The sequence below is a fragment of the Kribbella sp. NPDC055071 genome (genome assembly GCF_053608045.1).
Genome location: NZ_JBSGUS010000002.1, coordinates 268,522 through 291,327, shown reverse-complemented (window position 1 = coordinate 291,327; position 22,806 = coordinate 268,522). Strand labels below are relative to the sequence as shown.

Below are 22,806 nucleotides of genomic sequence, written 5' to 3'. Positions count from 1 at the left end.
GACACAACCGCCCCCACAGTCAGAAGGTGATGAACGGCGGTGGAATTGATCGCGGCGATGCATTCTGCACCGATAGAAATCGTCGCTCAAGGCTCCTGGACCGGCGTTGTGACAGACTCTGCGACCGACGTCGAGCAGAGGGTGGGGCATGAAGATTCTGGTAACAGGCGCGACCGGAAATGCTGGTGGCGCGGTGGTCGAATCATTGGCGGCGCAGGGCCTCCAGGGACGTGCCCTGGTCCGCGCGCAGGCCCAGTTGCCGGACGGGATCGAGCCCGCGTACGGCGACCTGAACCAGCCGGACTCCTTCGTCGATGCCCTGGCCGGAGTCACCGGGATCTTTCTCCTCAGCGGCTACGACCGGATCGAGGAACTACTGACCAATGCGGGCGACGCCGGTGTCCGCAAGGTCGTGCTGTTGTCGAGCAGCTCCCTCGACGGCACCGACACCTCCAACGCGATCGCGGGCTATCGCCAGGCCGCCGAGAACGCGGTCCGGGCGTCGGGGCTGGAGTGGACGTTCCTGCGCCCGAACTCGTTCATGTCCAACACATTGCGCCTGCTCGATCAGCTCCGTGCGGGTGACGTCATCCGGCTGCAGTTCCCCGAGGTGCCGATCTCGACGATCCATCCGCGGGACATCGCGGACGTCGCGGTCCGTGCGCTTCAGGGCGCGGAGGACGGTCAAGTACTGCGGCTGACCGGGCCGGTCGCGCTCACGCCGGTCGAGCAGCTCGCGATCCTGAGTACGGGTATCGGCCGCGAGCTCACGCCGTACCCGATGAGCCGGGCCGAGACCCACGAGCAGTTGCACGCGACGATGCCCGCGCCGTACGCGGACGCGATCGAGAGCTTCTTCGCCGACGGAACCACCGACGAAACCTCGGTCACCGACACGGTCGAGAAGGTCACCGGGAACGCGCCGCGAACCCTCGAGACCTGGGTGAGTGAGAACGCTGGGTTGTTCGCTTAGTTCAGTGTGAGGTCCAGGGTGTCCAGGCCAGCCAGGAACCCTGTTGCTGCTGGGGTCTTGCCGGTGAGGGTGATGACGAGCTGATGGTTTCCTGCGGTCAGGCTTGCCGTACCCAAGGGCACCTTCTGTGTGGTCACGCCCGAGGCCGCGTAGCCGTCGAAGGTGGTTGCGGGATTGTTGTCGAGCTGTAGTTCGACGATCCCGTAATCGGCGGCCTTGGTGAGGGTTGCCGCGAGGTCGTACGATCCCGTCGTCGGGACGGCGAAGCCGAGCACGACCTTGTCGCCGGCCTTGGATCCGTGGACCCAGGCCTGCGCGCCGTTGGACCAGTTCACTCCACAGCAGCTGCCCTGCGGATCCACGGGAACGGTCGACGAGATCGGCGGCAGCATCGCCTCCCCCTCGATCCTTAGGGTGCTGCCGCTGATCCCTTGGACGGCAGGCGATTTGGGTCCGCTGTTCCCGGCGAGGTCGACGGCGGCAACCCGATAGGTCCAGGCCTCCTTCAGGCCGAGGTTGCGGTGGAGGAAGCCTGGGAGCGGGCTGGTGCCGATCAGCTTCTCCTTCCCGTCCTTGGTGGCGTAGATGGCGAAGTAGGCGATGCCGCTCTCGTCGCCGGCGTCGTTCCAGGTCAGGTTGATCGCGTTGTCGACCCGCGCGGTTGCAGTCAGCCCGCTCACCGCGTGCGGCGCGCGGTTGTCGTCGTACGGGAGGACCAGGGACTGGACGACGTACGACGAAGCCGTCCAGCTCGGGCCCGTGGGGCGCAGCTCGATGTCGAGTTTGGTGCGGCCGGCGGTGAGTGCCACGGGCAACTGGTAGTTGTCGTCCAGCCAGCGTTGGAGATTGTTGCCCAGGGGTTGCAGCCACGTGCCGGCATCCTTGCCGTTGACAACCACCTGCGCCGACTGACCGGCTGCGTTCTGGTCAGTGGTTCGGCGGAGGGTCACGCCGCGGTTGATCGGGTTGACGGCGATGGTGAAGTGGATTGGCTGGGTGGTTGATCGGACCTGGTCGGTGAGCGTGGTGTCGTCGTGATCGCCCTCATATACAGAGCTGACGTCGTACGTTTGGGCGTCGTTGTCGACGTACTCGTGATGTTGCCGGCTGGTTGGTGAGCCGACGTCGATCCGGTCGGTCTCGCGGGCGCCGAACTTGCCTGCCAGGTAGAGGAACGCGGTCGAACCGTAGACGGCGGGGTGGTCGTCCTGCTGGCCGTGTTCGATGCCGATGTCGAGCTGGTTCTGGAAAGCGATCGAGTCGGTGATGTGGAGCCGCCACGCGCCGTCACATTCGTTCGTGCAGAAGCCGGCGCGGACCTCGTGGGCGGAGTTGCCATGGAACGGTGTCGAGTAGGTGCCGGCGTTGAAGTACCAGCCGGACTCGTAGTAGTCCTCGGTTCCGGTGCCGTGGATCGCGGGGGTCCGCTCACTGTCGACGTACGCGCGCTCGTCGCCTTCGAGGTAACCGCGCGTGTTGCCGTCGGCAAGCAATCCTTCCATGGTGTGGGAGACGCCGACGAACTTGCCGCGGCCGGAGACGTTCGCGAAGTTCCAGTCGCTGCCCTGGGTGGTCCGGCCGCGTTGCGAGATCGCGGTGAAGTAGCCGGTCTTGCCGGTCACCAAGTCGATGGCCTTGCGTGGGTCTCGGCTGGACGTGACCTCGGCCTGACCGGTCAGCGGGTACGCCGACTTGTTGACCAGGGTCACCTTGGCGCGTCCGGCGTACGGCATCGGCCACCAGGACGAATACCAACCGGTGGAGTCCATCGCGAAGAAGAGCGAGCGGACCGGGTCCTCGCCGAGGCCGGATCCGAAGAACTCGCCGATCGGAGCGTCGACGCGCTTCTCGCCGTCGATCGTGACCTGAACGCGCACGCCGGCCAGCAACGAGTCCGACGACTTCACCCGGGCAGCATCCTGGTCGGTCGCGGCGTAGGCCATCGCGTGCGATCCGCTCCAATTCTGCTGGGTGATCGAGTACGCGTGGGCCTGCTCGTCGGCGACGTGGTCCGGCCCGACGTCGAGGGTGTCGGTGCGGATGGTGGTGGCGCCGACGATCGAATCTGCCCAGTAGGTGAACTCGTTGAAGTCGAGATCCGACGAGCTGAACTCGTTGGTGATGGTGATCTGCGACTTGCCCGCGGTCGCACTGGCCGGAAGGTCGACAACCTGGTCGAGCCATTGCGCGCCTTGCGCCTTGAGCGGTGCCCATTCGCCGACCTGGACGCCGTCGACGAGGATCTTCGCGCGCTGGTTGCCGATCCGGAGGTCCATCCGGCGGGTCAGTTTCACGCCGGTGTTCGCTGGGTCGACCTTCATCGTGAACTTGCTGCCGCCGAGGAAGGCTCGGCCGTCGTCCGAGAAGGACTGCAGGTCGAGGCCGACGAGCTCGGGGAGGTTGAGCCGCAGCGCGCTGAGTTCACCAGGACCGTAGGTGTCGGCGAGCGTGACCTGTTTGCCGGGGGCAACCTTCAGTGGTGTCTTCGTGGTCTTGCTGTTCGGCTGCGCGGGCTTGGGATCCTTGGTTCCGGCGGCCTTGAGGAGGGCGATCACGTCCTCGGCCCTGTCGCGGGGATCGAAGGTGCGGACGCCGTTCGCGTCGGGGAACTGGCGGTAGTCGACGTGGTAGAAGAGCGGATTGACCTGCGTGGTGATGCGCATCGACGACCGGTACGGCATCGGGACGCGGAGGTAGACGCCACCGCTGGACTGGATCGCGTTGGCTACCAGCGGGAAGGCGAACGGGGCGCCGAGCTTGCCGTCGACGACATCCTGCAAGGACGCGTGCAGGACCTGCTTGCCGTCGAGTTCGATCGTGATCGTGCCGGTCTTGGTGACGTCGCCCTCGTCGCGGGTGAACCAGATCGACGCGATCTCGCCCGGGCCGGAGTCCTCGGCGATGACGCAGCCGGCCGACGTCGTACGCAGGCAGGAGTAGGTGCCGTTGAACCCGTCGTTGTTGGTGCCGTCGCGGCCGAAGCTGGAGAACTGCTTGGTGCGGATGCCCGTCTGCAACTCGGGGAGGCGGTCGAGGTTGCGGTAGACGTCCCAGCCGATGGGGCCGTTGTCCTGCCGCGCGGCGTACGTCGTACTCGAGGCTGTGGTCGCCGGGAGGACGAGGACGAGGCCGGTGATCAGGGCGACGAGACGACGGATCATGGGGGCGGCCTCTCGATCGGACAGCTCGGGCGATGTGATGGGAAATCGATTTCTCAGATGTTTACCACCGATGTTTGCCGATGAGAAGGCCTCAGGCAGACTGGACCCCGCACACAACTTCAGACCCGCAGGAGATTCGATGAGTTCTGCTACAGCCCAGATCGGCGTCACCGGCCTTGCGGTGATGGGCCGCAACCTGGCCCGGAACCTCGCGCGCAACGGGTTCCGCGTCGCCCTGCACAACCGCTCCCAGGCGCGCACCGACGCCCTGGTCGAGGAGTTCGGGTCCGAGGGCGAGTTCGTGCCGTCGACCGACCTGGCCGGTTTCGTCGGATCGCTCGAGCAGCCGCGCAAGATCATCATCATGGTCAAGGCCGGCGCGCCGACCGACGCCGTCATCGACGAGCTGGTGCCGCTGCTGGACGAGGGCGACATCGTCGTCGACGCCGGCAACGCCCACTTCCTCGACACCCGGCGCCGCGAGAACGCACTGCGTGAGCACGGCCTGCACTTCGTCGGCAGCGGCGTCTCCGGCGGCGAGGAGGGCGCGCTGAACGGCCCGAGCATCATGCCGGGCGGATCACCGGAGTCGTACGCGGCGCTCGAGCCGATGCTGACCAAGATCTCCGCCCACGTGAACGGCGACCCGTGCTGCGTGCACGTCGGTCCGGACGGCGCGGGGCACTTCGTGAAGATGCTGCACAACGGCATCGAGTACGCCGACATGCAGCTGATCGCGGAGGCGTACGACCTGCTCCGGCACGTGCTGGGGCTGTCCCCGACCGAGCTGGCGGACGTGTTCCGGGACTGGAACACCGGCGACCTCGAATCGTTCCTGATCGAGATCACCGCCGAGGTGCTCAGCCAGGTCGATCCGACCACGGGCGGTCCGTTCATCGACGTCGTCCTGGACCAGGCGGAGCAGAAGGGCACCGGGCGGTGGACGGTTCAGTCCGCGCTCGACCTGGGCATCCCGGTGAGCGGTATGGCCGAGGCCGTGTTCGCACGGTCGCTGTCGGGCGACGTCGTACGGCGGTCTGCTGCGGCCGGCGTGCTTCCGGGGCCTGCTTCGTCGAAGGCGGATGTCGATCGTGACGCGTTCATCGACGATGTGCGGCATGCGCTGTACTCGTCGAAGCTCGTTGCTTACGCGCAGGGGTTCGACGCGATCCGGGCGGCCAGTGAGGAGTACGACTGGAACATCGACCTGGGTGCGATGGCGAAGATCTGGCGAGGCGGCTGCATCATCCGGGCGCGGTTCCTGGACCGGATCGTGGAGGCCTACGACCGCGATCCGGCCCTGCCCTCGCTACTGGTCGACGACTACTTCAAGGAAGCCGTCGCGAACGGGCAGGACGCTTGGCGTCGAGTGGTCGCGACGGCTGCGACCGTCGGCGTGCCGGCTCCGGGCTTCTCTGCAGCCCTGTCGTACTACGACGGCCTGCGCGCCGAGCGCCTGCCGGCCGCACTGATCCAGGGCCTGCGCGACCTGTTCGGCGCCCACACCTACAAGCGCGTCGACCGCGAAGGCAGCTTCCACCTCGAGTGGTCCGGCAACCGCTCCGAAACAGCCCAGTAGCACCCGACAGCGCCGGCCCTTCCTGGGTCGGCGCTGTCTAGAACATGCCGTTCGCGTTGGCTGCGGCGTCGGGGATCGGCTGCATCACGTCCCAGTGCTCGACGATCTTGCCGTGCTGATCGAGCCGGAAGATGTCGACGATCGCCGTACCGGGTTGGCCTGGTACGCGAACGCCGTACACCTGCGCGACGACGAAGTCGCCGTCGGCGAAGATCCGCTTGACCTCGGCGGTGAGTTCGGGGAAGTCCTGCCGGAGTGTCGTCAGGAAGGCTTCGAATCCGTCGATTCCGTCGGCGATCCGTGGGTTGTGCTGGGTGTAGGTGTCGCCGATGAGTGCGACCGCCGCGGCGAAGTCCTTCTTGTTGAGACCGGCCTCGTAGAAGTCGAGGACGGTCTGCTTGTTGCGTTCGGTGTCCATGAGCCCGCTCCCTAGGTGTACTGCTGTAGTGCTACTGGCGTAAGGCTACATGTGTTGCCTACACTCGGCCTATGGACGAGACGACACCACCACGGAACCGCAACCGCCGGGGACGCGGCGAGCAGTTGCGGCGCGACATCATCGACACCACGCAGCGGATGCTGAATGAGCTCGGCGACGACGCACTCCTCACGCTGCGGGCAATCGCCCGCGAGGTCCAGATCGCGGCGACCTCGGTGTACATCCACTTCGCCACCCACGACGACCTCGTCTTCGCCGCGCTCGAGGCGTGCACAGCCGATCTGGTCCGCGAACTCGACCAGGCCGAGGCGAGCGCCGGCGAGGATCCGGTACGGCGACTGCGCGCACGGCTGCTGTTCCTCGGGACATGGGTGCGTGACAACGCGGGTCTCTACAAGGTGTTGCACGAGAGCACGCTGAACCGGCGGATGCACCTGGCCTTCAAGGCGGAGCTGACCACACGCACGGAGGCCGCCGTACAGGCCTGCATGGACGCAGGCCTCGCGCCGGCCGGCGATGCAGCCACGATCGCCCGCGACCTCCGCGCCGCGGTCCACGGCGCCGTCTCGATCCACATCAACGAGCCGGACGCCGCCGTACCTCTCCCCGCCCAGATCGACCGGCTACTGATGAAACTCACCGGAGTCAGCCTCGCCCCACTCCCCTAAGGCCCGGGACGGCGGCTGGTCCGGGCGCGACGCGCGGGTGGGTTTGCGGGTTTGGTTTGGGGTCGAACGTATGTTCTAATAGACGCTCAGCGCCAGCCCGCTCTCGGCGGGCGATGTTCAGAAGGAGATCGCCGCAACGATGACTGTAGACACTCTGGCAGCAGAAGCGCCCACGACCGACGTCGACACTCCCGACGCACTGGTTCCCTCTGCGGATAGCACAACCTCAAACGGCTCTGCCCCGGCCGACGCGACTTCAGACGGTACGCCGGCGCCCGACGCGTCAGCGGCTCCGGTCAAGAAGGCGCCCGCGAAGAAGGCGGCCGGCAAGAAGACCAAGACTCTGGAGCTCACGCTCACCGTCACCGGCACGGCCGACGGCGAGTGGCACGCGGAGCTCAAGCAGGGCAGCACGTACCTGGCCCGCAACCTCGCCGTCGCGGCCGCGGCCGTCTCGCGCGCCGCCAAGGAACTGCACGAGGACCTCTCCACCCCGATCGACGAGGTCATCGAGGAGGCCCGCTCCCAGCAGGCCGCCAAGGTCGCAGCCCTGGAAGCCGAGCTCGAAGCAGCCCGCAAAACCCTGGCCGACCTGGCCGACTGACCACCCCCGGACCACACGCACCCCGGAGAGCGTCTCGCCACGCCCCGGGGTGCGTGGCTTCCACCCCAACTCCCAACGCCCATTCCCACGACGACGATCACACATCACGTCGACGCTCACCCAACGGCGATCATGCATCGCGTCGACGCTCGCGCAACGGCGATCATGCATCGCGGCGGCGTTCGCGCGTACACCGTCGACCATGCAGTGCGCCGAGGGCGGCTTCGCGGTTGATGGCTGGGCCTGTTGCGGTCGAGTGGCGTTGGCTTTCAGGGGGCGGGTCTTGCTGGGGGAAATGTGATGAATCCGGCGCGCCGGGTTGCTGGGCGTGGCGGCGACGCAGGACTTACCGTATTTCTCTGGGCCGATCCCACCGGGCCCTGACCGCTCCGAACCGAAGGGGTCAGATGAGTACTTTCCAGGATCTGGGATCGCTGCTGCTGGTGCGCGGCGCGGACGAGCTCGAGCATGCGGGCGGGACGCTGTACGTCCATCTCCACCGCGTCGCCAAGCGCCTGACCACTCTCGGTGCATCGGACCCGCTTGTCCTGGCCGGCCTCGCCCACGCGGCGTACGGGACCGACGGCTTTCCCACCCATCTGTTCGACTGGCAGACCGAGCGCGTGGTCCTCGAGTCGGTGATCGGCGCGCCGGCGGAGCTGATCGTCTACCGCTACGGCTCCTGCGAACGCGAGACCACCTGGCGCGATCTGGCCGAGCACCACACCGTCACGGACCGCTTCACGGGTACGTCGGAAGAGCTCGGCACCGCGGACCTCCGCGATTTCGTCGACCTCACCATCGTCAACGAACTGGATGTCCTCGACCACGCCCCGGACCTGGCACCGAAGCTCCGCCCGTTCCTGCAAGAGCAAGTCCCACGCTGGCAGTCCCTGGCCTCCCCCGCCGTCCTGGCCGAGGCCCACCGCACTCTCCAGCTCTGACCCCTCTCTCAGCCGCTGAGGCCGGGCCACGAGCGTGAAATCGCTTCCGCCGGCGACTTTTGAGCGCCTGAAGGATCTCTGAAAACGCTTTCTCCCGAAGGGTTGTCGAAAGCAGGCGACGGGTCTAATCTCCTGGCAAGCGCTTACCACCCAGCCCGGCCGGGGCTTGAGCTTTCCTATCGTCAAGGAGATCACCCATGAGAGTGAGAGCACGAGCTGCTGCTCTGACTGTGCTCGCAAGTGTTGGTGGCGCACTCGTTCCGGCGCAGGCGTTCAGCCTGCCGGGCAGCGCCGCCTTGGCCGTTGCGGCCGTGACGGCCAGTGCGGACGACGGCAATGTCGCGGCCAACACCGTGGACAATTCACTGGCCACGCGCTGGTCAGCCGAGGGCAACGGCAAGTGGATCAGGTACGACCTCGGTGCTGCCACCACGCTGAGTTCGCTGTCGATCGCCTGGTACCAGGGGAACACCCGCAAGGCGTTGTTCGACGTTCAGACCTCGAACGACGCCGTGTCCTGGACCACCGTCATCGCCAACCGTCGCAGTAACGGTACGACGGTGCAGCCGGAGAGCTACGACTTCGCCGACGGCTCGGCCCGCTACCTGCGGATCGTTGGCCACGGCAACAACAAGAACGCGTGGAACAGCATCACCGAGGTCGACATCTTCGGTGCCGCCGAAGAACCACCGCCGGGCGGCCTCGACCCGGACTCACCACCCGGGACGAATTTCGACCTGAAGAACTTCAAGTACACGCCGCCGTTCTTCCCCGACGAACCCGAGGTGTACGCCCCGGACCTGGTGGCCGGGTACCAGAAGGCGAACGAGTTCTACACCGACCCGACCACCGGCGGCATGGTCTTCCGCTGTCCCAACTACGCCGGTACGACGCCCGGTACGTCGTACTCCCGCTCCGAGCTGCGGGAGATGATGATCCCGAACGCGACCAGCGGAGCCACCTCACCCGCGAACAACTGGGTGCTCAGTACGTCGAGCCCCGACGACATCGCCGACGCCGGTGGTGTCGATGGCACGATGAACGCGTCGCTGACCGTCGACCATGTCACCACGACCGGAGACGCGGCCAAGGTCGGGCGGATCATCGTCGGCCAGATCCACGGCAACAGCGCCGAGGTGATCCGGCTGATGTACCACAAGCGACCTGGTGACGCGCGCGGTGCCGTGTACTTCGGCCATGACACGCCCGGCAACGTCAACACCTACTACCCGATCATTGGCAATGCCGACGATCTCAACCCGGCGAACGGCATCCTGCTCGGTCAGCGCTGGAGCTACCAGATCAAGGTGGTCGGCCAGCTGATGACCGTCACCGTGACGCCGGACGGCCAGAGCCCGGTCACTGCCACGCTGCCGCTCGAAGACGGGTACCGCGGCGACAAGCTCTACTTCAAGGCCGGCAACTACCACCTGAACAACACCGGCGACCAAGGCGACTACGCCCAGGCCACCTTCTACTCCCTCACCCGCTCCCACAACTGACCCCGGAAACGGCGGCGGGTGCCCATCGGCGCCCGCCGCTTCCACCGAAGTCAGCGGACCGGTCCTGAGGTGTCGTGGACGAGGAGCTCCATCGGGAGGAATCTCGGCTCGGTGTCGTGGCCGACTGTCATCAGGTGCTCGAGCATTTCGGCGGCCCGGCGCCCGAGCTCGTCGCGCCGCATCGACACCGTCGTGAGGTTCGTGACGCCGGACCAGTCGAGGGAGAGATTGTCGAAGCCGATCACCGAAACCTGACCGGGAACGTCGACACCCAGCTGCCGCAGGCGCGTCAACGTCCCTTGGGCGACCAGATCGTTGTAGGTGACGATCGCCGTCGCACCGGTCTCCAGCGCCTTCGCCGCCGCCTGGTTCCCATCCGCTGCGGTAGACCCGCAGGGAAGCACGGTCACCTGCAGTCCGAACGCCGCCGCCGCTTCGAGTGCCCGGATGCGCTCGCCGTTGGCCCACGAAGCCTCCGGACCGCTCAGGTACGCGACCTCGCGATGCCCGAGCTGCGCGAGATGCCCACAAATCAACGTCGTACCGCCGTAGAAGTCAACGGTGATCGACGGTACGGCGAGACCCGGCACGACTCGGTTGACCAACACCATCGGCTGGCCAAGACCCGCAAAAGCCAGCAACTGCTCGCGGCCCATCCGTGGTGAGCAGAGCAGAATCCCGTCGCAGCTGCGCATCAGGTCGGCGACAAGCTCCTCCTCGACGGCCGGGTCCTCGTCGGACTCCATGATCATCACGCGGCGGCCGTTGGTCCGAGCTACGGCGGTGACTGCCTTGAGGATGTCGGGGAAATACGGGTTGGCGAGGTCGGGGACCAGTACACCGATCGTCCCCAACGCACCGCGGGCAAGTCCCTGCGCGGCAACGTTCGGCCGGTAGCCGAGCTCGCTCACCGCCGCACGGACGCGGTCCGCGAGCTCACCATCGACCTTGGCCGAACCGTTCAGCACTCGGGAGACGGTCGCCGGCGACACGCCCGCCGCCTCGCCCACGTCCACGATCGTCACCCGCTGCGACCTGGCTCGCGATTCCCTCACCCCGCCCTCGCCCTGTGAAAGCACTTACTCAGCATCCCCCATCCGCCTGATGCGACACAAACACTCCCGTTGAATACGCTTTCTGCACCGAACCCCGCCGACGCGAGCTTGGAGACGATGGTCAGACTTAGGGCGTGAAACGGTTCCTTCGCCGGGCGTTGCTGGGCATCCTGGGGTTCTTGCTGGCAGTCACCGCCGTATCGCTCGGCTACAACGCCTTCACCGGCGGAACCGTCGCTGCACCTCCCGGCCTCAAGTTCGTCCAGACCGGTGACCTCAAGACGCGGTACGACAGCTGGGGTACGACGGGAACGCCGATCGTGCTCGTCCATGGGGCCGTGGAGTCGGTCGACACGTGGTCACGGCTCGTGCCGCTGCTCGCGACCAATCACCGGGTCTACGCCTACGACATCACCGGATACGGGTACAGCGAGCGGAAAGCGCCGTACACGATCGACCATCTGACCGCGCAGCTGCTCGAGTTCATGGACGCGATGCATCTCGGTGGTGCTGGGGAGCCGCGGCCGATCCTGGTCGGGCATTCGCTGGGTGCCGGGATCGCTGCTGAAGCGGCGTTGGAGGCTCCGGACCGGGTCGCCGGGATGATGTTTCTCGATGGCGATGGCCTGCCGCTGCCCGGTGGCGCCGGGGCGAGGCGGGTGGTTGTGCCGCCGTACCGGACGACGCTGCTTCGCATGGTCCTGAGCTCGGATTGGCTGATTCGCAAGCTCTACAACGGTGTCTGCGCGCCCAACTGTCCGGCGCCGGACGTCGACCAGTGGACGCGGCCTTTTCGCCAGCCTGGTGCGGAGAAGGCCATCTGGCAGATGACCGCGCATGGAATTCCTGCCGTCGCGCCCGATCGGCTGGCGAAGCTGCGCGATCTTCCGATTCCGAAGTCCGTGGTCTTCGGGAGTCTGGACACGAGCGGTGGGAACGCCACCGAGACCGCCACGCGGATCGGCGCGCCGGCGCCGACCCTGATCCCGAACGCGAACCACCTGACGCCGATCTCGAGCCCCACCGCGGTAGCCGCCGCCATCAACGCAATGATTCCTGGAAATCCGGGCCGGGCCGACGGATGATCGAATCATGGCCCGATACGAAGTGGTTGCGCGTGCGAAGACCGACCGGCGGCTGTCCGACTCCGAGTACGTCGGGCTCGCCCTGAAATCCTTGTCACTCGACCAGGGCATGCGGTTCCAGCGGGTCGAGGATCTCCCCGATGGAACGATCGCGATCGTGCTGCAGCGCAAGCTGACGGCCCGCAAGCACGACGAGGCCTGTGGGATGGCGAACCGTAGCTTGGCTCAGCTCGGCTTCCCGGCGTCACAGGTGCAGCAGATCGACCTCCACCGTCTGTCCCGCAAGGGCCGTGTGCTGGTGCGTTCCTGGTCCACGCCCCAGGACCCGCCCGGCACTGCAGGCGACCGCGAACCCCGCCACCCGAAGCCGACGCCGCCACACCTCAAGGCGGCCCGAGACCTGGACTGACGCACTACATGGCGAAGACCTCGAAGCGGGCCGCGTACTTCGTGCCCAGGCGGGTGCCTGCCGGGCGGCAGGCGCCTTCGAGGAATTCTTCGGCGTCGAAGTGCGGCCAGTTGAGGCCGTCGATGTAGGCCTTGTGGGCGTTCAGCGACCGGACGCCGACGTCGAAGGTGTCGGTCGTGTCGGCGCCGTGCTTGGACGACGGTGAGCCGCCGGCCCAGACCTGGCGCACTCCACCCCAGCGCTCGCCGACGTCCGGAAAGATCCAGCGGTTGGCCGCATCGCGAACCGCATCCAGGGTCGCGCGCCCGGTGTGGATGTGATCGGCCTGGTTGAGCGCCGCGTCGCCGTCCCAGGTGTCGCGGAAGTTGTTGGTGATCACGATCTCCGGCTGGTGCCGGCGGATCACCTCGGTGATCAGGCGGCGCAGCGGTACGCCGTACTCGATCGTGCCATCGGGTTGGCCGAGGAACTCGACCGATGTGACCCCCACGATCCGCGCCGACTCGATCTGCTCGGTCTCCCGCAACGGACCACCCTCGGCCGGGTCGAGACCGTCGATCCCGGCCTCACCGGACGTGAGCATGCAGTAGACGATCTCCTTGCCCTGCCCCGTCCACCGCGCGATCGCGGCCGCGATCCCGAACTCCAGGTCGCCCGGATGCGCGACCACCGCGAGTGCTTTCTGCCAATCCTCGACTACTGGTTCGAGCCCCTCCACAGCATTCATCAGCGCAGCGTAGCCCGACTCCGTGGCCCGGAAACATGGGCAAACGGGCAGATCAGCCGAAGATCTGGCGCGTGTAGGGGTTGGCAAAACTGCGCTGCGGATCCAGCCGATCGCGAACGGCGAGGAAGTCGTCGAAGTGCGGATAGCGGGCACGGAGGTCGGCCGCGGTGAGGGTGTGCAGCTTGCCCCAGTGCGGACGGGCGTTGTAGTCGGCGACGATGTCCTCGAAAGCCCGGAAGTACGGATCGTGCGGCAACCGGTGGTACTGGTGGATGGCGATGTAGGCGGTGTCACGCCCGGACGCGGTCGAGAGCCAGATGTCGTCGGCCGCCGCGACCCGAACCTCGATCGGGAACGGGAAATGGTGCCCCGAACTGTCGATCCAGGCGCGCAGCCGACCGACCACCTCGACCACGTTCTCCCGGGGTACGGCGTACTCGGACTCGCGGAAGATCACGTTCCGTTCGGAGCAGAAGACCTTGTACGACGCATCGACGTACTCGCGCGCGGACAGGGCGCGGGAGGCGAGCTGGTTGATCCGCGGGACCAGGCCGGGCCGACGCATCGCCAACCGGTTGGTCAGCTCGAAGACCTTGTTGGACAGCAACTCGTCGTCGACCCAACCACGAACGCGGCCGACCGGTGCCGCGGCGACCCCCGCCGCGACCCGGTTGTTGCGCTTGGTCAGCGCGATATCCGTGTGCGGGAACCAGTAGAACTCGAAGTGATCGTTGCCGTCGGCAAGTTGATCGAATCCGAGCAGGACGTCGTCCAACGGGAGCGGCATCTCCTGTGCACGCAGGAGAAACGCGGGCACGCACTGCAACGTGACCGACGTGATCACACCGAGTGCGCCGACCGAGACCCGGGCCGCGGCGAAGACGTCCGCATTCTCCTCGGCCGAGCAGTGCAGGATCGAACCGTCCGCGGTGACCAGGTCCAGCGCGACGATCTGGGTCGCGATGCCGCCGAGGCGTGCGCCAGTGCCGTGGGTGCCGGTGGAGATGGCGCCGGCGATGGTCTGCTTGTCGATGTCGCCGAGATTCGCCATCGCCAGGTCGAAGGCGGCCAGGCCGGCGTTGAGCTTGCGCAGACCGGTCCCGGCGCCGACGGTCACGCGCCCGGACTCCTTGTCCGCATGGATGATCGAGGACAGGCCATCGAGCCGGATCATCACCTGCTCGGGCACCGAACAGCCGGTGAACGAGTGACCCGCGCCGACTGCCTTGAGCTTCTTACCCTGCTCCGCGGCGGCCTTCACGGCCGCAGCGAGCTCGTCGGTCGAGGAGGGCCGCAGCACCTCCACACCGGTCGCCGACTCGGTGCCGGCCCAGTTCCGCCAGGTGTTCATCGACGCCCCCGACCACTCATCCGAAGTTCTTCCCCTCGCCCCGGTAGGTGGCGAGCTCGGTCAGCTCGTCACCGTCAACAGCATGCAGTACGTTGAACCGCTCCAGCATCTCGCCCGCCTTCGCGTACCGCATCCACACTCTGTCTCCAAGCTGCAGCGAATCCGCGGAACTCCCGAGGACCGGAGTCTGCACTTCTCCGGCACCTTCGGTGCCCAACAGCTTCAGGCCGGTCGGCCAGGACGGCAACGGCAGCCGCGACTTCTTCGCCGGACCCGAGGCCACGTATCCGCCGCCGAACAAGGTGGCGATCCGCGGCGCAGGACGCCGTACGACGTCCAGCGCGTACGCCACCGCGGGCTCCGGCTGGAAGACGTCGTACTTGTCGAAGAGCGTCGGACCGTAGAGACCTGAGCCTGCCGTGACCTCGGTGACGACCGAGTCGGCGCTGCTGACCTCGAGGCTCCCGGTGCCGCCGCTGTTGACCAGCCGGAGCGGCGCGTGCTGCTTGACCGCGTCGACGACCGCACCACGCCGGTCGGCGAGCTCAGCGGCCGAACGTCGCTTCACCCAGCGGACAGCGGGTGACGTGTCCGGCAGACCCGCGATCTGAGCCTCGTAGAACATCACACCGGCCAACTCGAAGGCGTCATCAGCCGCGACCGTACGGGCCAGCCCGGCGACGTCCTCAGGAGTCCGGAGCGGCGAACGTCGTACGCCGAGGTGCTGGCCGAAGACCCGCAGTGAGGCGTCCACGTCCAGACAGACCTGGATGCGAGCGCCAGGACCGGTCACGGACTTGATGAAGGCCAGGTGCTCGGGTGAGTCGATCATCAGCGTGATGCGACCAGCCGCCTCGGGGTCCGCGGCAAGGGCACGCAGTGCGGTGCGGTGCGTGGTCGGATAGCCCATCAGGATGTCGTCGACGCCGTTCTGAGCCAGCCAGAGCGCCTCCGGGAGCGCGTAACTCATCACGCCGTGGAACCCGGGTCGCTCGAGCGCAGCCGCGATCAGCGCGCGACAGCGCACCGACTTGGAGGCGATCCGGATCGGCGTCCCGTTGGCGCGGCGGACCAGATCATCGGCGTTCCGCCGGAACGCGGCGAGGTCCACCACGGCGTACGGCGCATCCAGGTCCGCGGTCAGGCGGGCATACCGGTCGAAGTCACCCATAACCGGAGTGTAGGTCAAACAATACTGAAAGGTAATACAACTTCTGGAAGATCTGGTTACGGCTGGTCCATCACGGCCTCCAGCGCCGGTACGACGGTGTGTGCCCACTCCGCCTGGGTATCCGGCCGGGCCGACGTCGCGGCAAGCAGTGCGAGCGTCGAGCCGTGGACCACGGACACGTCCACGTACGACTCGGCCCCGGCGTACGCACGGATGGCTGTGGCAGCCGTCTGCTCCGACCAGAGCTGTTTGACGGACAGATCCCCACCGGAGCCGCAGGCCTTCATGCGGCTCTGATAACCGGTGAAGTACGCCGTCGCCTTGGCAGCATCCGAGAAGCGGAACAGCAGCGCAGTCGCGGGCAACTTGTCCGCAGTGCGGTAGGTGCCGGCGAGTGCGTACTGCGGAACCGGCAGCGACCCCGCCACGGGCTGACCGGCACAACCGGAGGGCAAGGCCTCGAACGCGGCCTGGTTGGCGTCGCGACGACGCGTCCAGGTCTTGTTACCAACGAACCCCGCCTCCGCGCCGCCGGGATCGGCGTACGTCGTCCAACCGGCGCCAAGCTTGGTGGGCGCCGGCAGGTTCCGTGCGCTCAGCGGACCGGCGTTTGCGGGCGGCGGTGCAGTTGCCTCCTCTGGTTTGTCGGGTGGGACGGCCGCATCGGTGGGTTTCGTCGTACCCAAGGTGTTGGTCGGCACTGGCACCGTTCCACCGACCACGCTGGGAATAGGAGTGGGTGTGGCCGCGACGGCCTGCGGCTTCGAGTCTGGATGGGAGCTGCAGCCCACTAGGAGGAGTGAAAAGCCCGCAGTGGCCAGGAGCGCTCTCACTTCGGTTCGAAGTGTTGGTAGTCGGGCTTCGCCCAGCCAGCGCCCCAGAAGTAGCCCTGGGCAACTAGAGACTTGGTGGGGACGCTGCTCGCGAACAGCATGCCGGGATGCGCCGTCGACCGGTTGCGGAACGCGAGACCGTTGGACGGGTACCAGACGCCGTTGGCGGCCAGGTACGGGTTCTCCACGGTGTTGATGTCGATGGCCCAGCCGTAGGAGTGTGGCGAGAGCGAGTACGGGTCTCCGGTGACGCGGCGGCAGTTGAACGCCGAGGTGTTGTCCGCAGCCATCGAAGTGACGTCGTTGCCGCCGAACGCGTCCACCCGGCGCATCTGCCGGATCGGGAACTTCGAGTTGAACGTCGCGGTCCAGACCGTGATCATCTTGGCCACCGCAGCGTCGCGCAGCACCAACTCGCCCCGGTGCACCTTGTGGTCAAACCCCCAGTAGTTGAGCTGCAGCAGCCGGAGCTGGGACGGCTTGACCGGGCAACCGGCCCGGTACGTCTTCGGGACCATCGAAGCCGAGACGGCGTACACCTTCGGATTCAGGTCCGCCTTGACCACGACCGTCGCCAGCGCGGAGTACTCCATCGCGGGCTGGCTCACGTAGCGGGTCAGGACGCGCACTGTGCGGGTGCCTGGTAGGTCGTCCGGGACGCGGAGCCGGAAGTTGCCGCGGGAATCCATTTTCGCGATGCTCAGCAGCGCCCACTTGCCGCTGCCGAGGTACTGCTGCAGCCCGACCTCTTTGCCGGGCTGGGCCGGCAGCAACCGGCCGGTGACCGATACGCCGGTCAGGGTCGCGTACCAGGCTGCAGGTTTGTCGATGACGATTGTGCGTTCCTGGATCGTCACTGTCCGTTCCGCCGAGATGGCGAGCGCGCCGGTGGCCGCCGTGCCGATGACGGTGCGGAACGCCGACGTACCGGTGTATGGCGCGGCGTAGCTGAACTTGTAGCCCCCACCGGACACGGTCCGGGTCGTAGCCCGGAGCACCCAAGCACCCGGGACCCGCTGCCACAGCGTGACGGGGAAGCCCGCGAACGGCCGGTTGACCTTGCCGGCGAAGACGGTCGGCAAGTCTTCCCAGGCCGCCGCCGGCTGGTCCAGTGCGATCGACCACGTCTGCTTTTGTGGCGTGGCGGTCGCCTCAGCCGCAGGAGGCGGTGTCGCAGTAGCAGCCTTCGCAGGCGGTGTCGCTGTCGCCGGTGTCGAGGCGGGTGGTGTGGAGGTGGGTGGTGTGGAGGTCGGGTCGTCGTCCGCCTGGGCAGGCCCGACCGGCACCAGTCCGAGGAGCACTACCCCGACCACCCCGATGGAACGCCACGTCTTGCGCATGCCTGCCCCTCCCTTGTGAACACCTACCTACTAATGAGGCAGTCACACGGGAAGACGTCACAGGGAACGCAGAAAGTTCACGTTGACTGCAGTCGTTTCACGGCGGCGTCGATGCGCTCGTCGGTCCCGGTCAGGGCGACGCGCACGTGACGCTCCCCCGCCGTACCGTAGAAGGCACCGGGTGCGACCAGGATGCCCCGGTCAGCCAGCGCGCCGACCGAGCCATAGGCGTCGTACGACGGGTTCGAGGCCCACAGGTAGAGCCCACCGTTGGAGAGCGTGATCTCCCAGCCCGCATCGGTCAGTGCCTCGCGCAGAACCGACCGCCGGCGCAGATACCGCGCCCGCTGCTCCTCAACATGGACGTCGTCAGCAAACGCGGCAGCCATGGCGGCCTGGATCGGCGACGGGACCATCAGACCGGCGTGCTTGCGTACGGCGAGCAACTCGGTCACGACAGTCGGATCGCCGGCCACGAACCCAGCGCGGTACCCAGCGAGGTTGGACCGCTTGGAGAGCGAGTGCACCGCGAGCAGGTTGTCGAAGCTGCCGCCACACACGTCCGGGTGCAGCACGGACAGCGGTCGCTCCTCCCAACCGAACTCGGTGTAACACTCGTCGCTCACCAGCAGTACGTCGTTCGCCCGCGCCCACTCGACCGCACGGCGCAGGTCCTCGGCGGATGTGATCTCACCGGACGGGTTGCGCGGCGAGTTCAGGTACGCCACCCGGACCGGTCCGTCGTACGTCGTCGGGTCCGCAACGGGCACGCTGGTCGCACGGGCCAGTGCGGCGCCCGCCTCGTACGTCGGGTAGGCCAGGTCCGGGATGAGGACCGTGTCGCCCGCACCGATCCCCAGGAGGGTCGGGAGCATCATGATCAGCTCTTTACTGCCGATCACGGGCAGCACGCCGGTCTGTGGGTCCACGCCGACCACATCGAGGCGTCTGGCCATCCAGTCCACGGCCGCTTGCCGGGCGGTCGTCGTACCGATGGTGGTCGGGTAGCTCGGCGCGTCGGCCGCGTCAGCCAGGGCCTTCTTCACCAGCTCCGGGACCGGGTCCACCGGACTGCCGATGGACAGGTCGACGATGCCGTCGGGGTGCTCTGCCGCCTTCTGCTTGAACGGGGCGAGCTTGTCCCACGGGAAGTCGGGCAACCAGCTGGAGGTCTCGAAGATCACCCGCCCATTGTCTCCCGCTCAGCTCAGCAGGGTTTACCCGGATCGACCTTCGAGAGGATCTGGTCGGCGATGACCTTGAGCTGGGCGAGCTGCTCCGGGGTGAGGGCGTCGATGACGAACTCGCGGACCGCGGCGACGTGACCCGGAGCCGCGGCAACCAGGAACTCGTAGCCGGAGTCGGTGATGGTCGCGATCGTGATCCGGCCGTCGTCCTCGGCGGGCCGCCGGACGACGAAGCCGCGGCGCTCGAGCCGCTTGACCACATGCGACAGCCGCGACAGCGAACCGTTCGCGAAGCCGGCCAGCTCGCTCATCCGGCGCTCGCGGCCAGGTGATTCGGACAGGCCGGCGAGCACGAGGTACTCGAAGTGGGTCAGCCCGGAATCCCGCTGCAGCTGGTAATCGAGGACGCCGGGCAACTTGACCACCAGGGCGGCCAGCGACATCCAGGTCGCCAACTCGTCCTGCTCCAACCAGCGCGTCTCGTCCGCCACGATCACAGTTTACCCACTTTGTTGACGCTTCAACTCAATCGGGGCTACGGTTGAGTTGAAACATCAACTGATAACCGAGAGTGGGACATGAACGTCTTTCTGTGGATCGTCGCGGGCATCCTGGCCGCCTTCTTCCTGGCCGCCGGTTTCACCAAAATCTCGCAGTCCAAGGCCAAGCTGCAGGCCGGCGGCCAGATGAACTGGGTCGAGGACTTCTCGGGCGGGACGATCAAGCTGATCGCCGCCGCCGAGCTGCTCGGCGCCATCGGCCTGATCCTGCCCGGTGCCTTCGACATCGCCCCGATCCTGGTCCCGCTCGCCGCGACCGGCCTGGCCGTGATCATGATCGGCGCGATCATCACCCACGTCCGCCGCAAGGAGTTCCAGCCGGTCGTCCTGAACTCGGTCATCCTGATCCTGGCCGTGATCGTGGCCGTCTTCCGCTTCGGCCCGAACAGCTTCTAGCCTGGACTGCTTCAGCTCCGACTGCGCAGGAGGGCCATGACGTACGACGTGGCTGTGGTGGGGGCTGGTGCGATGGGGTCGGCCGCTGCGCGGGCGCTCGCGGCGGCTGGGCGGGAGGTCGTCGTACTGGAGCAGTACACGCTCGGACACGACCGGGGTGGATCGCATGGCGGCACGCGACTGTTTCGGCCGGCTGCGGACGACGCGGCGGTGGCAGCACTGACCGAGCGGGCCCGGCCGTTGTGGCGTGAGCTGGAGGCGGACTCGGGCGAGACGTTGTTCGAGGCCACCGGCGGTATCGACCATGGCGTGGACGACGCAAGAGTCGAGGCGTTCCGGTCGTTGCATGCGGCAGATGGTGAGGTGCTCAGCCCGGAGGCCGCCGCGGAGCGCTGGCCGGGATTCCGGTTCGAGACTCCAGTGCTGTACCAGCCGGACTCTGGTCGGCTTTACGCCGATCGCACCGTCAACGCACTACAGACGGTCGCAAAGCGGTTGGGTGCCGAGTTCCGCGTGCAGTCGCCGGTGCAGGCGTTGCGGGTCCACGACGAGCTGGTGGAGCTCGACGTACCGGGTGGTGCGGTGTGGGCGCGGCAGGTGGTGGTGACGGCCGGTTCGTGGGCACCGAAGCTGCTGACCGGGCTGGTGCAGCTGCCGACGTTCACAGTGACTCAGGAGCAGCCACGGTTCTTCGCACCGGTCTCAGCCGACCTGGAGTGGCCGAGTTTCGTGCATTGGGGCGCACCTGACGCGTACGGCCTGTTCGAGCCCGGTTCGGGTGTGAAGGTCGGGCTGCACGGCAGCGGTCCAGTGGTTGACCCGGATACCCGTGACTTCGCGGTCGAGCCCGAGCTTGACGCGAGACTGCTGCGCTACGTCGAGAGCTGGTATCCAGGGCTGGACACCAGCAGAACGACGGCGATCAGCTGCCTGTACGACAACACGCCGTCCAACAACTTCGTCATCGACCGGGCCGGACCGATCACCGTTGCGGTCGGCTTCTGCGGTCAGGGCTTCAAGTTCGTGCCGCTGATCGGCAGCTTCGTCCGCGACCTCGTGATCGGTGCTGCCGACATCCCGGCAGGCTTCCGGGTGGCCAACCACCTCTAGAGGTACAGGCCGGTCTGGCCGTCCTCGAGGCGGCCGGCCGCGACCGCGTGCAGGTCGCGTTCGCGCAGCAGGATGTAGTCGTCGCCGCGGACCTCGACCTCGGCCCGGTCCTCCGGGTCGAACAGGACGCGGTCGTCGACCTCGACCGTGCGCACGTTGGCGCCGATCGCGACCACCTTCGCCCAGGCGAGCCGGTGGCCCATCTGCGCGGTGGCCGGGATCAGGATGCCGGCCGACGACTTCCGCTCGCCTTCGTGCTCGATCGAGACCAGCACTCGGTCGTGCAGCATCCGGATCGGCAGTTTGTCGTCGGAGAGCTTCTTGCGAGGAGTCACCGGCGACCCACCAGCCGACGGATCAGCAACAAGACGCCGATCACACCGACGGCGGCACCGGCGACCGCGACGATCTTCTGGGTACGCAACTGACCGCGCTCGTCGAACACCTGGGCCTTGGCCTGCTCGACCTGGCGCAGCGCCACGTTCTTCGGGTTCGCCCGGTCGACCAGCTCGTCGACGGTCGAGGCCAGGCGCGCACGGGTGGCGGCGATATCCGCTTCGATCTGCTCGGCGGTCCGAGCCTTCGTCTCCGACACTGTCGGCGCTCCCTTCGTCTGCCTGCGTCCGTCGTGCATGGCGTCCCTACGTGGTCCCATCCTTGCAGGTCATCCCCGCAAGTCCACGACCACCTTGATGTCATCCGGCTCACGGACCAGTGCCGAGGGCCAGTCCGACAGCGGAACGGTCCGCGTGATCAGCCCTTCGAGCCAGGACCGGTCCGCGGCCAGCAACACGTCCACAGCGTCCGCGTAGTGGCGTTTGGCCGCGTTCACCACGCCGACCAGAGCGACGTTGCGGACCACCAACTGCCGGATCAGCGCACTGAGTTGTACGTCGACCGTCGCCGGACCGGGCGCGATCCCGATCAAGCACATCACCCCGGCCGGCCCCAGCAGCTTCGCGCAGTCGAACACCAGCTGCCCTGCCCCGGTCGCCTCGATCACCACATCCGGCACGACGCTCAAGTCGGACAGGTCCGTCAGGTACGTCGCCCCGAGCGCGCGGACCAGGTCCGGCTTCGGTCCGCCGGTCACACGGTCCAGGACGTGTACGTCGTACCCACGCTGGACGGCGACCATCGCCGCGAGCAACCCGATCGGACCGGCTCCGGTGACGAGGACGTGCTTCGGTGCGTACCAGGACCGTCGGCCGACCAGGTCGACCTGCTCCCAGGCTTTGGTGAGGACACTGGCCGGCTCTACGAGTACGCCGAGGTGCCCGAGCTCACTGGGGACGGGTGTGGCGAAGTACGGATCCACACGCCACCGTTCAGCGCCGTACCCGTCCATGTCCTTGATGCCGCGCTCGGTGTAGCGCCCGTTGCGGCAGAAGTCCCATTCACCGCGCGCACAGGCCGGACAGGGCTCTGGGTCGGGCCGACGGACCACACCGGCCACGAGGTCGCCCGTACTGAAGCCAGAGCCCACAGGGGCCTCCAACACTCGCCCGAGCGACTCGTGCCCGATCACAAGGTGGTCCGAGCCCGGCCTGCCGGTACCGAAGAGGCCCGAGACCAGCTCGATGTCGGTACCGCAGATCCCGGTGAGCAAACCCTCCACAAGGACGGATCCGTCCCCTACCGGCGGTTCCTCGACCTCTCCGACCCGCGCCGAGTCAGCCTTCCCCGCCGTGACCGTCATCGCCCGCATGCGC

The 22,806-nt window shown here is 67.2% G+C and carries 23 protein-coding genes; 10 read left to right on the top strand and 13 right to left on the bottom strand.

What is annotated here, in order from left to right:
• Positions 1-148: 148 nt before the first annotated feature.
• Positions 149-973 (top strand): NAD(P)H-binding protein, encoded by an 825-nt coding sequence (locus ACWF4Z_RS04790; RefSeq protein ID WP_452241586.1) that lies wholly within the window; start codon positions 149-151, stop codon positions 971-973.
• On the opposite strand, the gene ACWF4Z_RS04785 is transcribed toward ACWF4Z_RS04790, so the two are convergent.
• Positions 970-4,134: a DUF2961 domain-containing protein gene (locus ACWF4Z_RS04785; RefSeq protein ID WP_452241585.1), complete on the bottom strand. Its 3,165-nt coding sequence runs from the start codon at positions 4,132-4,134 to the stop codon at positions 970-972. The two genes, ACWF4Z_RS04790 and ACWF4Z_RS04785, sit on opposite strands and share 4 nt — an antisense overlap.
• Positions 4,135-4,273: 139 nt before the next feature.
• Here ACWF4Z_RS04785 and gndA point away from each other — a divergent pair, with 139 nt between their 5' ends.
• Positions 4,274-5,713 carry an NADP-dependent phosphogluconate dehydrogenase gene (gene gndA / locus ACWF4Z_RS04780; RefSeq protein ID WP_452241584.1) on the top strand — a complete coding sequence of 480 codons (1,440 nt, stop codon included), beginning with the start codon at positions 4,274-4,276 and terminating at the stop codon, positions 5,711-5,713.
• Between the two features lie 37 nt (positions 5,714-5,750).
• On the opposite strand, the gene ACWF4Z_RS04775 is transcribed toward gndA, so the two are convergent.
• Positions 5,751-6,131, bottom strand: a complete 381-nt coding sequence (locus ACWF4Z_RS04775) for a nuclear transport factor 2 family protein (protein WP_452241583.1) — start codon at positions 6,129-6,131, stop codon at positions 5,751-5,753.
• Positions 6,132-6,202: 71 nt separating this feature from the next.
• On the opposite strand from ACWF4Z_RS04775, the gene ACWF4Z_RS04770 reads away from it, so the two are divergent.
• From ACWF4Z_RS04770 to ACWF4Z_RS04755, 4 genes are all read left to right on the top strand, one after another.
• Complete coding sequence (locus ACWF4Z_RS04770; RefSeq protein WP_452241582.1) at positions 6,203-6,820, top strand: TetR/AcrR family transcriptional regulator; 618 nt, start codon at positions 6,203-6,205, stop codon at positions 6,818-6,820.
• Positions 6,821-6,959: 139 nt separating this feature from the next.
• On the top strand, positions 6,960-7,424 hold the full coding sequence (locus ACWF4Z_RS04765; protein ID WP_452241581.1) for a DUF6319 family protein: 465 nt from the start codon (positions 6,960-6,962) through the stop codon (positions 7,422-7,424).
• A 407-nt stretch (positions 7,425-7,831) separates the two neighbouring features.
• The gene (locus ACWF4Z_RS04760; protein ID WP_452241580.1) at positions 7,832-8,368 is read left to right on the top strand and encodes a DUF6817 domain-containing protein; all 537 of its coding nucleotides are present in this window, start codon (positions 7,832-7,834) and stop codon (positions 8,366-8,368) included.
• A gap of 197 nt (positions 8,369-8,565) precedes the next feature.
• A complete protein-coding gene (locus ACWF4Z_RS04755; protein ID WP_452241579.1) occupies positions 8,566-9,870 on the top strand; it encodes a polysaccharide lyase family 7 protein in 1,305 nt (434 codons plus the stop codon).
• A gap of 50 nt (positions 9,871-9,920) precedes the next feature.
• Here the strand turns inward: ACWF4Z_RS04755 and ACWF4Z_RS04750 are convergent, their stop codons facing one another.
• On the bottom strand, positions 9,921-10,895 hold the full coding sequence (locus ACWF4Z_RS04750) for a LacI family DNA-binding transcriptional regulator (protein ID WP_452241578.1): 975 nt from the start codon (positions 10,893-10,895) through the stop codon (positions 9,921-9,923).
• A 164-nt stretch (positions 10,896-11,059) separates the two neighbouring features.
• Here ACWF4Z_RS04750 and ACWF4Z_RS04745 point away from each other — a divergent pair, with 164 nt between their 5' ends.
• The gene (locus ACWF4Z_RS04745) at positions 11,060-12,010 is read left to right on the top strand and encodes an alpha/beta fold hydrolase (RefSeq protein WP_452241577.1); all 951 of its coding nucleotides are present in this window, start codon (positions 11,060-11,062) and stop codon (positions 12,008-12,010) included.
• Between the two features lie 7 nt (positions 12,011-12,017).
• Positions 12,018-12,419 (top strand): hypothetical protein, encoded by a 402-nt coding sequence (locus ACWF4Z_RS04740; RefSeq protein ID WP_452241576.1) that lies wholly within the window; start codon positions 12,018-12,020, stop codon positions 12,417-12,419.
• Between the two features lie 4 nt (positions 12,420-12,423).
• Here ACWF4Z_RS04740 and ACWF4Z_RS04735 read toward each other — a convergent pair whose 3' ends face one another.
• The 7 genes from ACWF4Z_RS04735 to ACWF4Z_RS04705 form a co-directional block, all read right to left on the bottom strand.
• On the bottom strand, positions 12,424-13,146 hold the full coding sequence (locus ACWF4Z_RS04735) for a PIG-L deacetylase family protein (protein ID WP_452241575.1): 723 nt from the start codon (positions 13,144-13,146) through the stop codon (positions 12,424-12,426).
• A gap of 52 nt (positions 13,147-13,198) precedes the next feature.
• Positions 13,199-14,497: a D-arabinono-1,4-lactone oxidase gene (locus ACWF4Z_RS04730; RefSeq protein WP_452241574.1), complete on the bottom strand. Its 1,299-nt coding sequence runs from the start codon at positions 14,495-14,497 to the stop codon at positions 13,199-13,201.
• A gap of 16 nt (positions 14,498-14,513) precedes the next feature.
• Positions 14,514-15,668 carry an amino acid deaminase/aldolase gene (locus ACWF4Z_RS04725; protein WP_452241573.1) on the bottom strand — a complete coding sequence of 385 codons (1,155 nt, stop codon included), beginning with the start codon at positions 15,666-15,668 and terminating at the stop codon, positions 14,514-14,516.
• Between the two features lie 56 nt (positions 15,669-15,724).
• The gene (locus ACWF4Z_RS04720; protein ID WP_452241572.1) at positions 15,725-16,375 is read right to left on the bottom strand and encodes a hypothetical protein; all 651 of its coding nucleotides are present in this window, start codon (positions 16,373-16,375) and stop codon (positions 15,725-15,727) included.
• Between the two features lie 122 nt (positions 16,376-16,497).
• Positions 16,498-17,841, bottom strand: coding sequence for a M15 family metallopeptidase (locus ACWF4Z_RS04715; protein ID WP_452241571.1), 1,344 nt, complete (start codon positions 17,839-17,841; stop codon positions 16,498-16,500).
• A gap of 77 nt (positions 17,842-17,918) precedes the next feature.
• A complete protein-coding gene (gene dapC / locus ACWF4Z_RS04710; RefSeq protein WP_452241935.1) occupies positions 17,919-19,022 on the bottom strand; it encodes a succinyldiaminopimelate transaminase in 1,104 nt (367 codons plus the stop codon).
• A 26-nt stretch (positions 19,023-19,048) separates the two neighbouring features.
• On the bottom strand, positions 19,049-19,519 hold the full coding sequence (locus ACWF4Z_RS04705; RefSeq protein ID WP_452241570.1) for a MarR family winged helix-turn-helix transcriptional regulator: 471 nt from the start codon (positions 19,517-19,519) through the stop codon (positions 19,049-19,051).
• Positions 19,520-19,606: 87 nt separating this feature from the next.
• Between ACWF4Z_RS04705 and ACWF4Z_RS04700 the strand changes: the two genes are divergently transcribed.
• Together ACWF4Z_RS04700 and ACWF4Z_RS04695 are read left to right on the top strand one after the other, a co-directional pair.
• A complete protein-coding gene (locus tag ACWF4Z_RS04700; RefSeq protein WP_452241569.1) occupies positions 19,607-19,984 on the top strand; it encodes a DoxX family protein in 378 nt (125 codons plus the stop codon).
• Positions 19,985-20,020: 36 nt separating this feature from the next.
• A complete protein-coding gene (locus tag ACWF4Z_RS04695; protein WP_452241568.1) occupies positions 20,021-21,094 on the top strand; it encodes an FAD-dependent oxidoreductase in 1,074 nt (357 codons plus the stop codon).
• Here ACWF4Z_RS04695 and ACWF4Z_RS04690 read toward each other — a convergent pair.
• The 3 genes from ACWF4Z_RS04690 to ACWF4Z_RS04680 form a co-directional block, all read right to left on the bottom strand.
• Positions 21,091-21,429 carry a GroES family chaperonin gene (locus ACWF4Z_RS04690; RefSeq protein ID WP_452241567.1) on the bottom strand — a complete coding sequence of 113 codons (339 nt, stop codon included), beginning with the start codon at positions 21,427-21,429 and terminating at the stop codon, positions 21,091-21,093. The genes ACWF4Z_RS04695 and ACWF4Z_RS04690 overlap by 4 nt on opposite strands.
• Positions 21,426-21,689 (bottom strand): DUF3618 domain-containing protein, encoded by a 264-nt coding sequence (locus ACWF4Z_RS04685; RefSeq protein WP_452241566.1) that lies wholly within the window; start codon positions 21,687-21,689, stop codon positions 21,426-21,428. The genes ACWF4Z_RS04690 and ACWF4Z_RS04685 overlap by 4 nt, the downstream gene beginning before the upstream one ends.
• Positions 21,690-21,758: 69 nt before the next feature.
• Positions 21,759-22,802, bottom strand: a complete 1,044-nt coding sequence (locus tag ACWF4Z_RS04680) for a glucose 1-dehydrogenase (RefSeq protein ID WP_452241565.1) — start codon at positions 22,800-22,802, stop codon at positions 21,759-21,761.
• Positions 22,803-22,806: the final 4 nt, after the last annotated feature.

What these genes read in the sequence shown, in the direction of transcription:
- ACWF4Z_RS04790 (WP_452241586.1), top strand. Translation starts at nt 149, where the DNA reads ATGAAGATTCTGGTAACAGGCGCGACCGGAAATGCTGGTGGCGCGGTG.
- ACWF4Z_RS04785 (WP_452241585.1), bottom strand. Translation starts at nt 4,134, where the DNA reads ATGATCCGTCGTCTCGTCGCCCTGATCACCGGCCTCGTCCTCGTCCTC.
- gndA (WP_452241584.1), top strand. Translation starts at nt 4,274, where the DNA reads ATGAGTTCTGCTACAGCCCAGATCGGCGTCACCGGCCTTGCGGTGATG.
- ACWF4Z_RS04775 (WP_452241583.1), bottom strand. Translation starts at nt 6,131, where the DNA reads ATGGACACCGAACGCAACAAGCAGACCGTCCTCGACTTCTACGAGGCC.
- ACWF4Z_RS04770 (WP_452241582.1), top strand. Translation starts at nt 6,203, where the DNA reads ATGGACGAGACGACACCACCACGGAACCGCAACCGCCGGGGACGCGGC.
- ACWF4Z_RS04765 (WP_452241581.1), top strand. Translation starts at nt 6,960, where the DNA reads ATGACTGTAGACACTCTGGCAGCAGAAGCGCCCACGACCGACGTCGAC.
- ACWF4Z_RS04760 (WP_452241580.1), top strand. Translation starts at nt 7,832, where the DNA reads ATGAGTACTTTCCAGGATCTGGGATCGCTGCTGCTGGTGCGCGGCGCG.
- ACWF4Z_RS04755 (WP_452241579.1), top strand. Translation starts at nt 8,566, where the DNA reads ATGAGAGTGAGAGCACGAGCTGCTGCTCTGACTGTGCTCGCAAGTGTT.
- ACWF4Z_RS04740 (WP_452241576.1), top strand. Translation starts at nt 12,018, where the DNA reads ATGGCCCGATACGAAGTGGTTGCGCGTGCGAAGACCGACCGGCGGCTG.
- ACWF4Z_RS04735 (WP_452241575.1), bottom strand. Translation starts at nt 13,146, where the DNA reads ATGAATGCTGTGGAGGGGCTCGAACCAGTAGTCGAGGATTGGCAGAAA.
- ACWF4Z_RS04730 (WP_452241574.1), bottom strand. Translation starts at nt 14,497, where the DNA reads ATGAACACCTGGCGGAACTGGGCCGGCACCGAGTCGGCGACCGGTGTG.
- ACWF4Z_RS04725 (WP_452241573.1), bottom strand. Translation starts at nt 15,668, where the DNA reads ATGGGTGACTTCGACCGGTATGCCCGCCTGACCGCGGACCTGGATGCG.
- ACWF4Z_RS04715 (WP_452241571.1), bottom strand. Translation starts at nt 17,841, where the DNA reads ATGCGCAAGACGTGGCGTTCCATCGGGGTGGTCGGGGTAGTGCTCCTC.
- ACWF4Z_RS04700 (WP_452241569.1), top strand. Translation starts at nt 19,607, where the DNA reads ATGAACGTCTTTCTGTGGATCGTCGCGGGCATCCTGGCCGCCTTCTTC.
- ACWF4Z_RS04695 (WP_452241568.1), top strand. Translation starts at nt 20,021, where the DNA reads ATGACGTACGACGTGGCTGTGGTGGGGGCTGGTGCGATGGGGTCGGCC.
- ACWF4Z_RS04680 (WP_452241565.1), bottom strand. Translation starts at nt 22,802, where the DNA reads ATGCGGGCGATGACGGTCACGGCGGGGAAGGCTGACTCGGCGCGGGTC.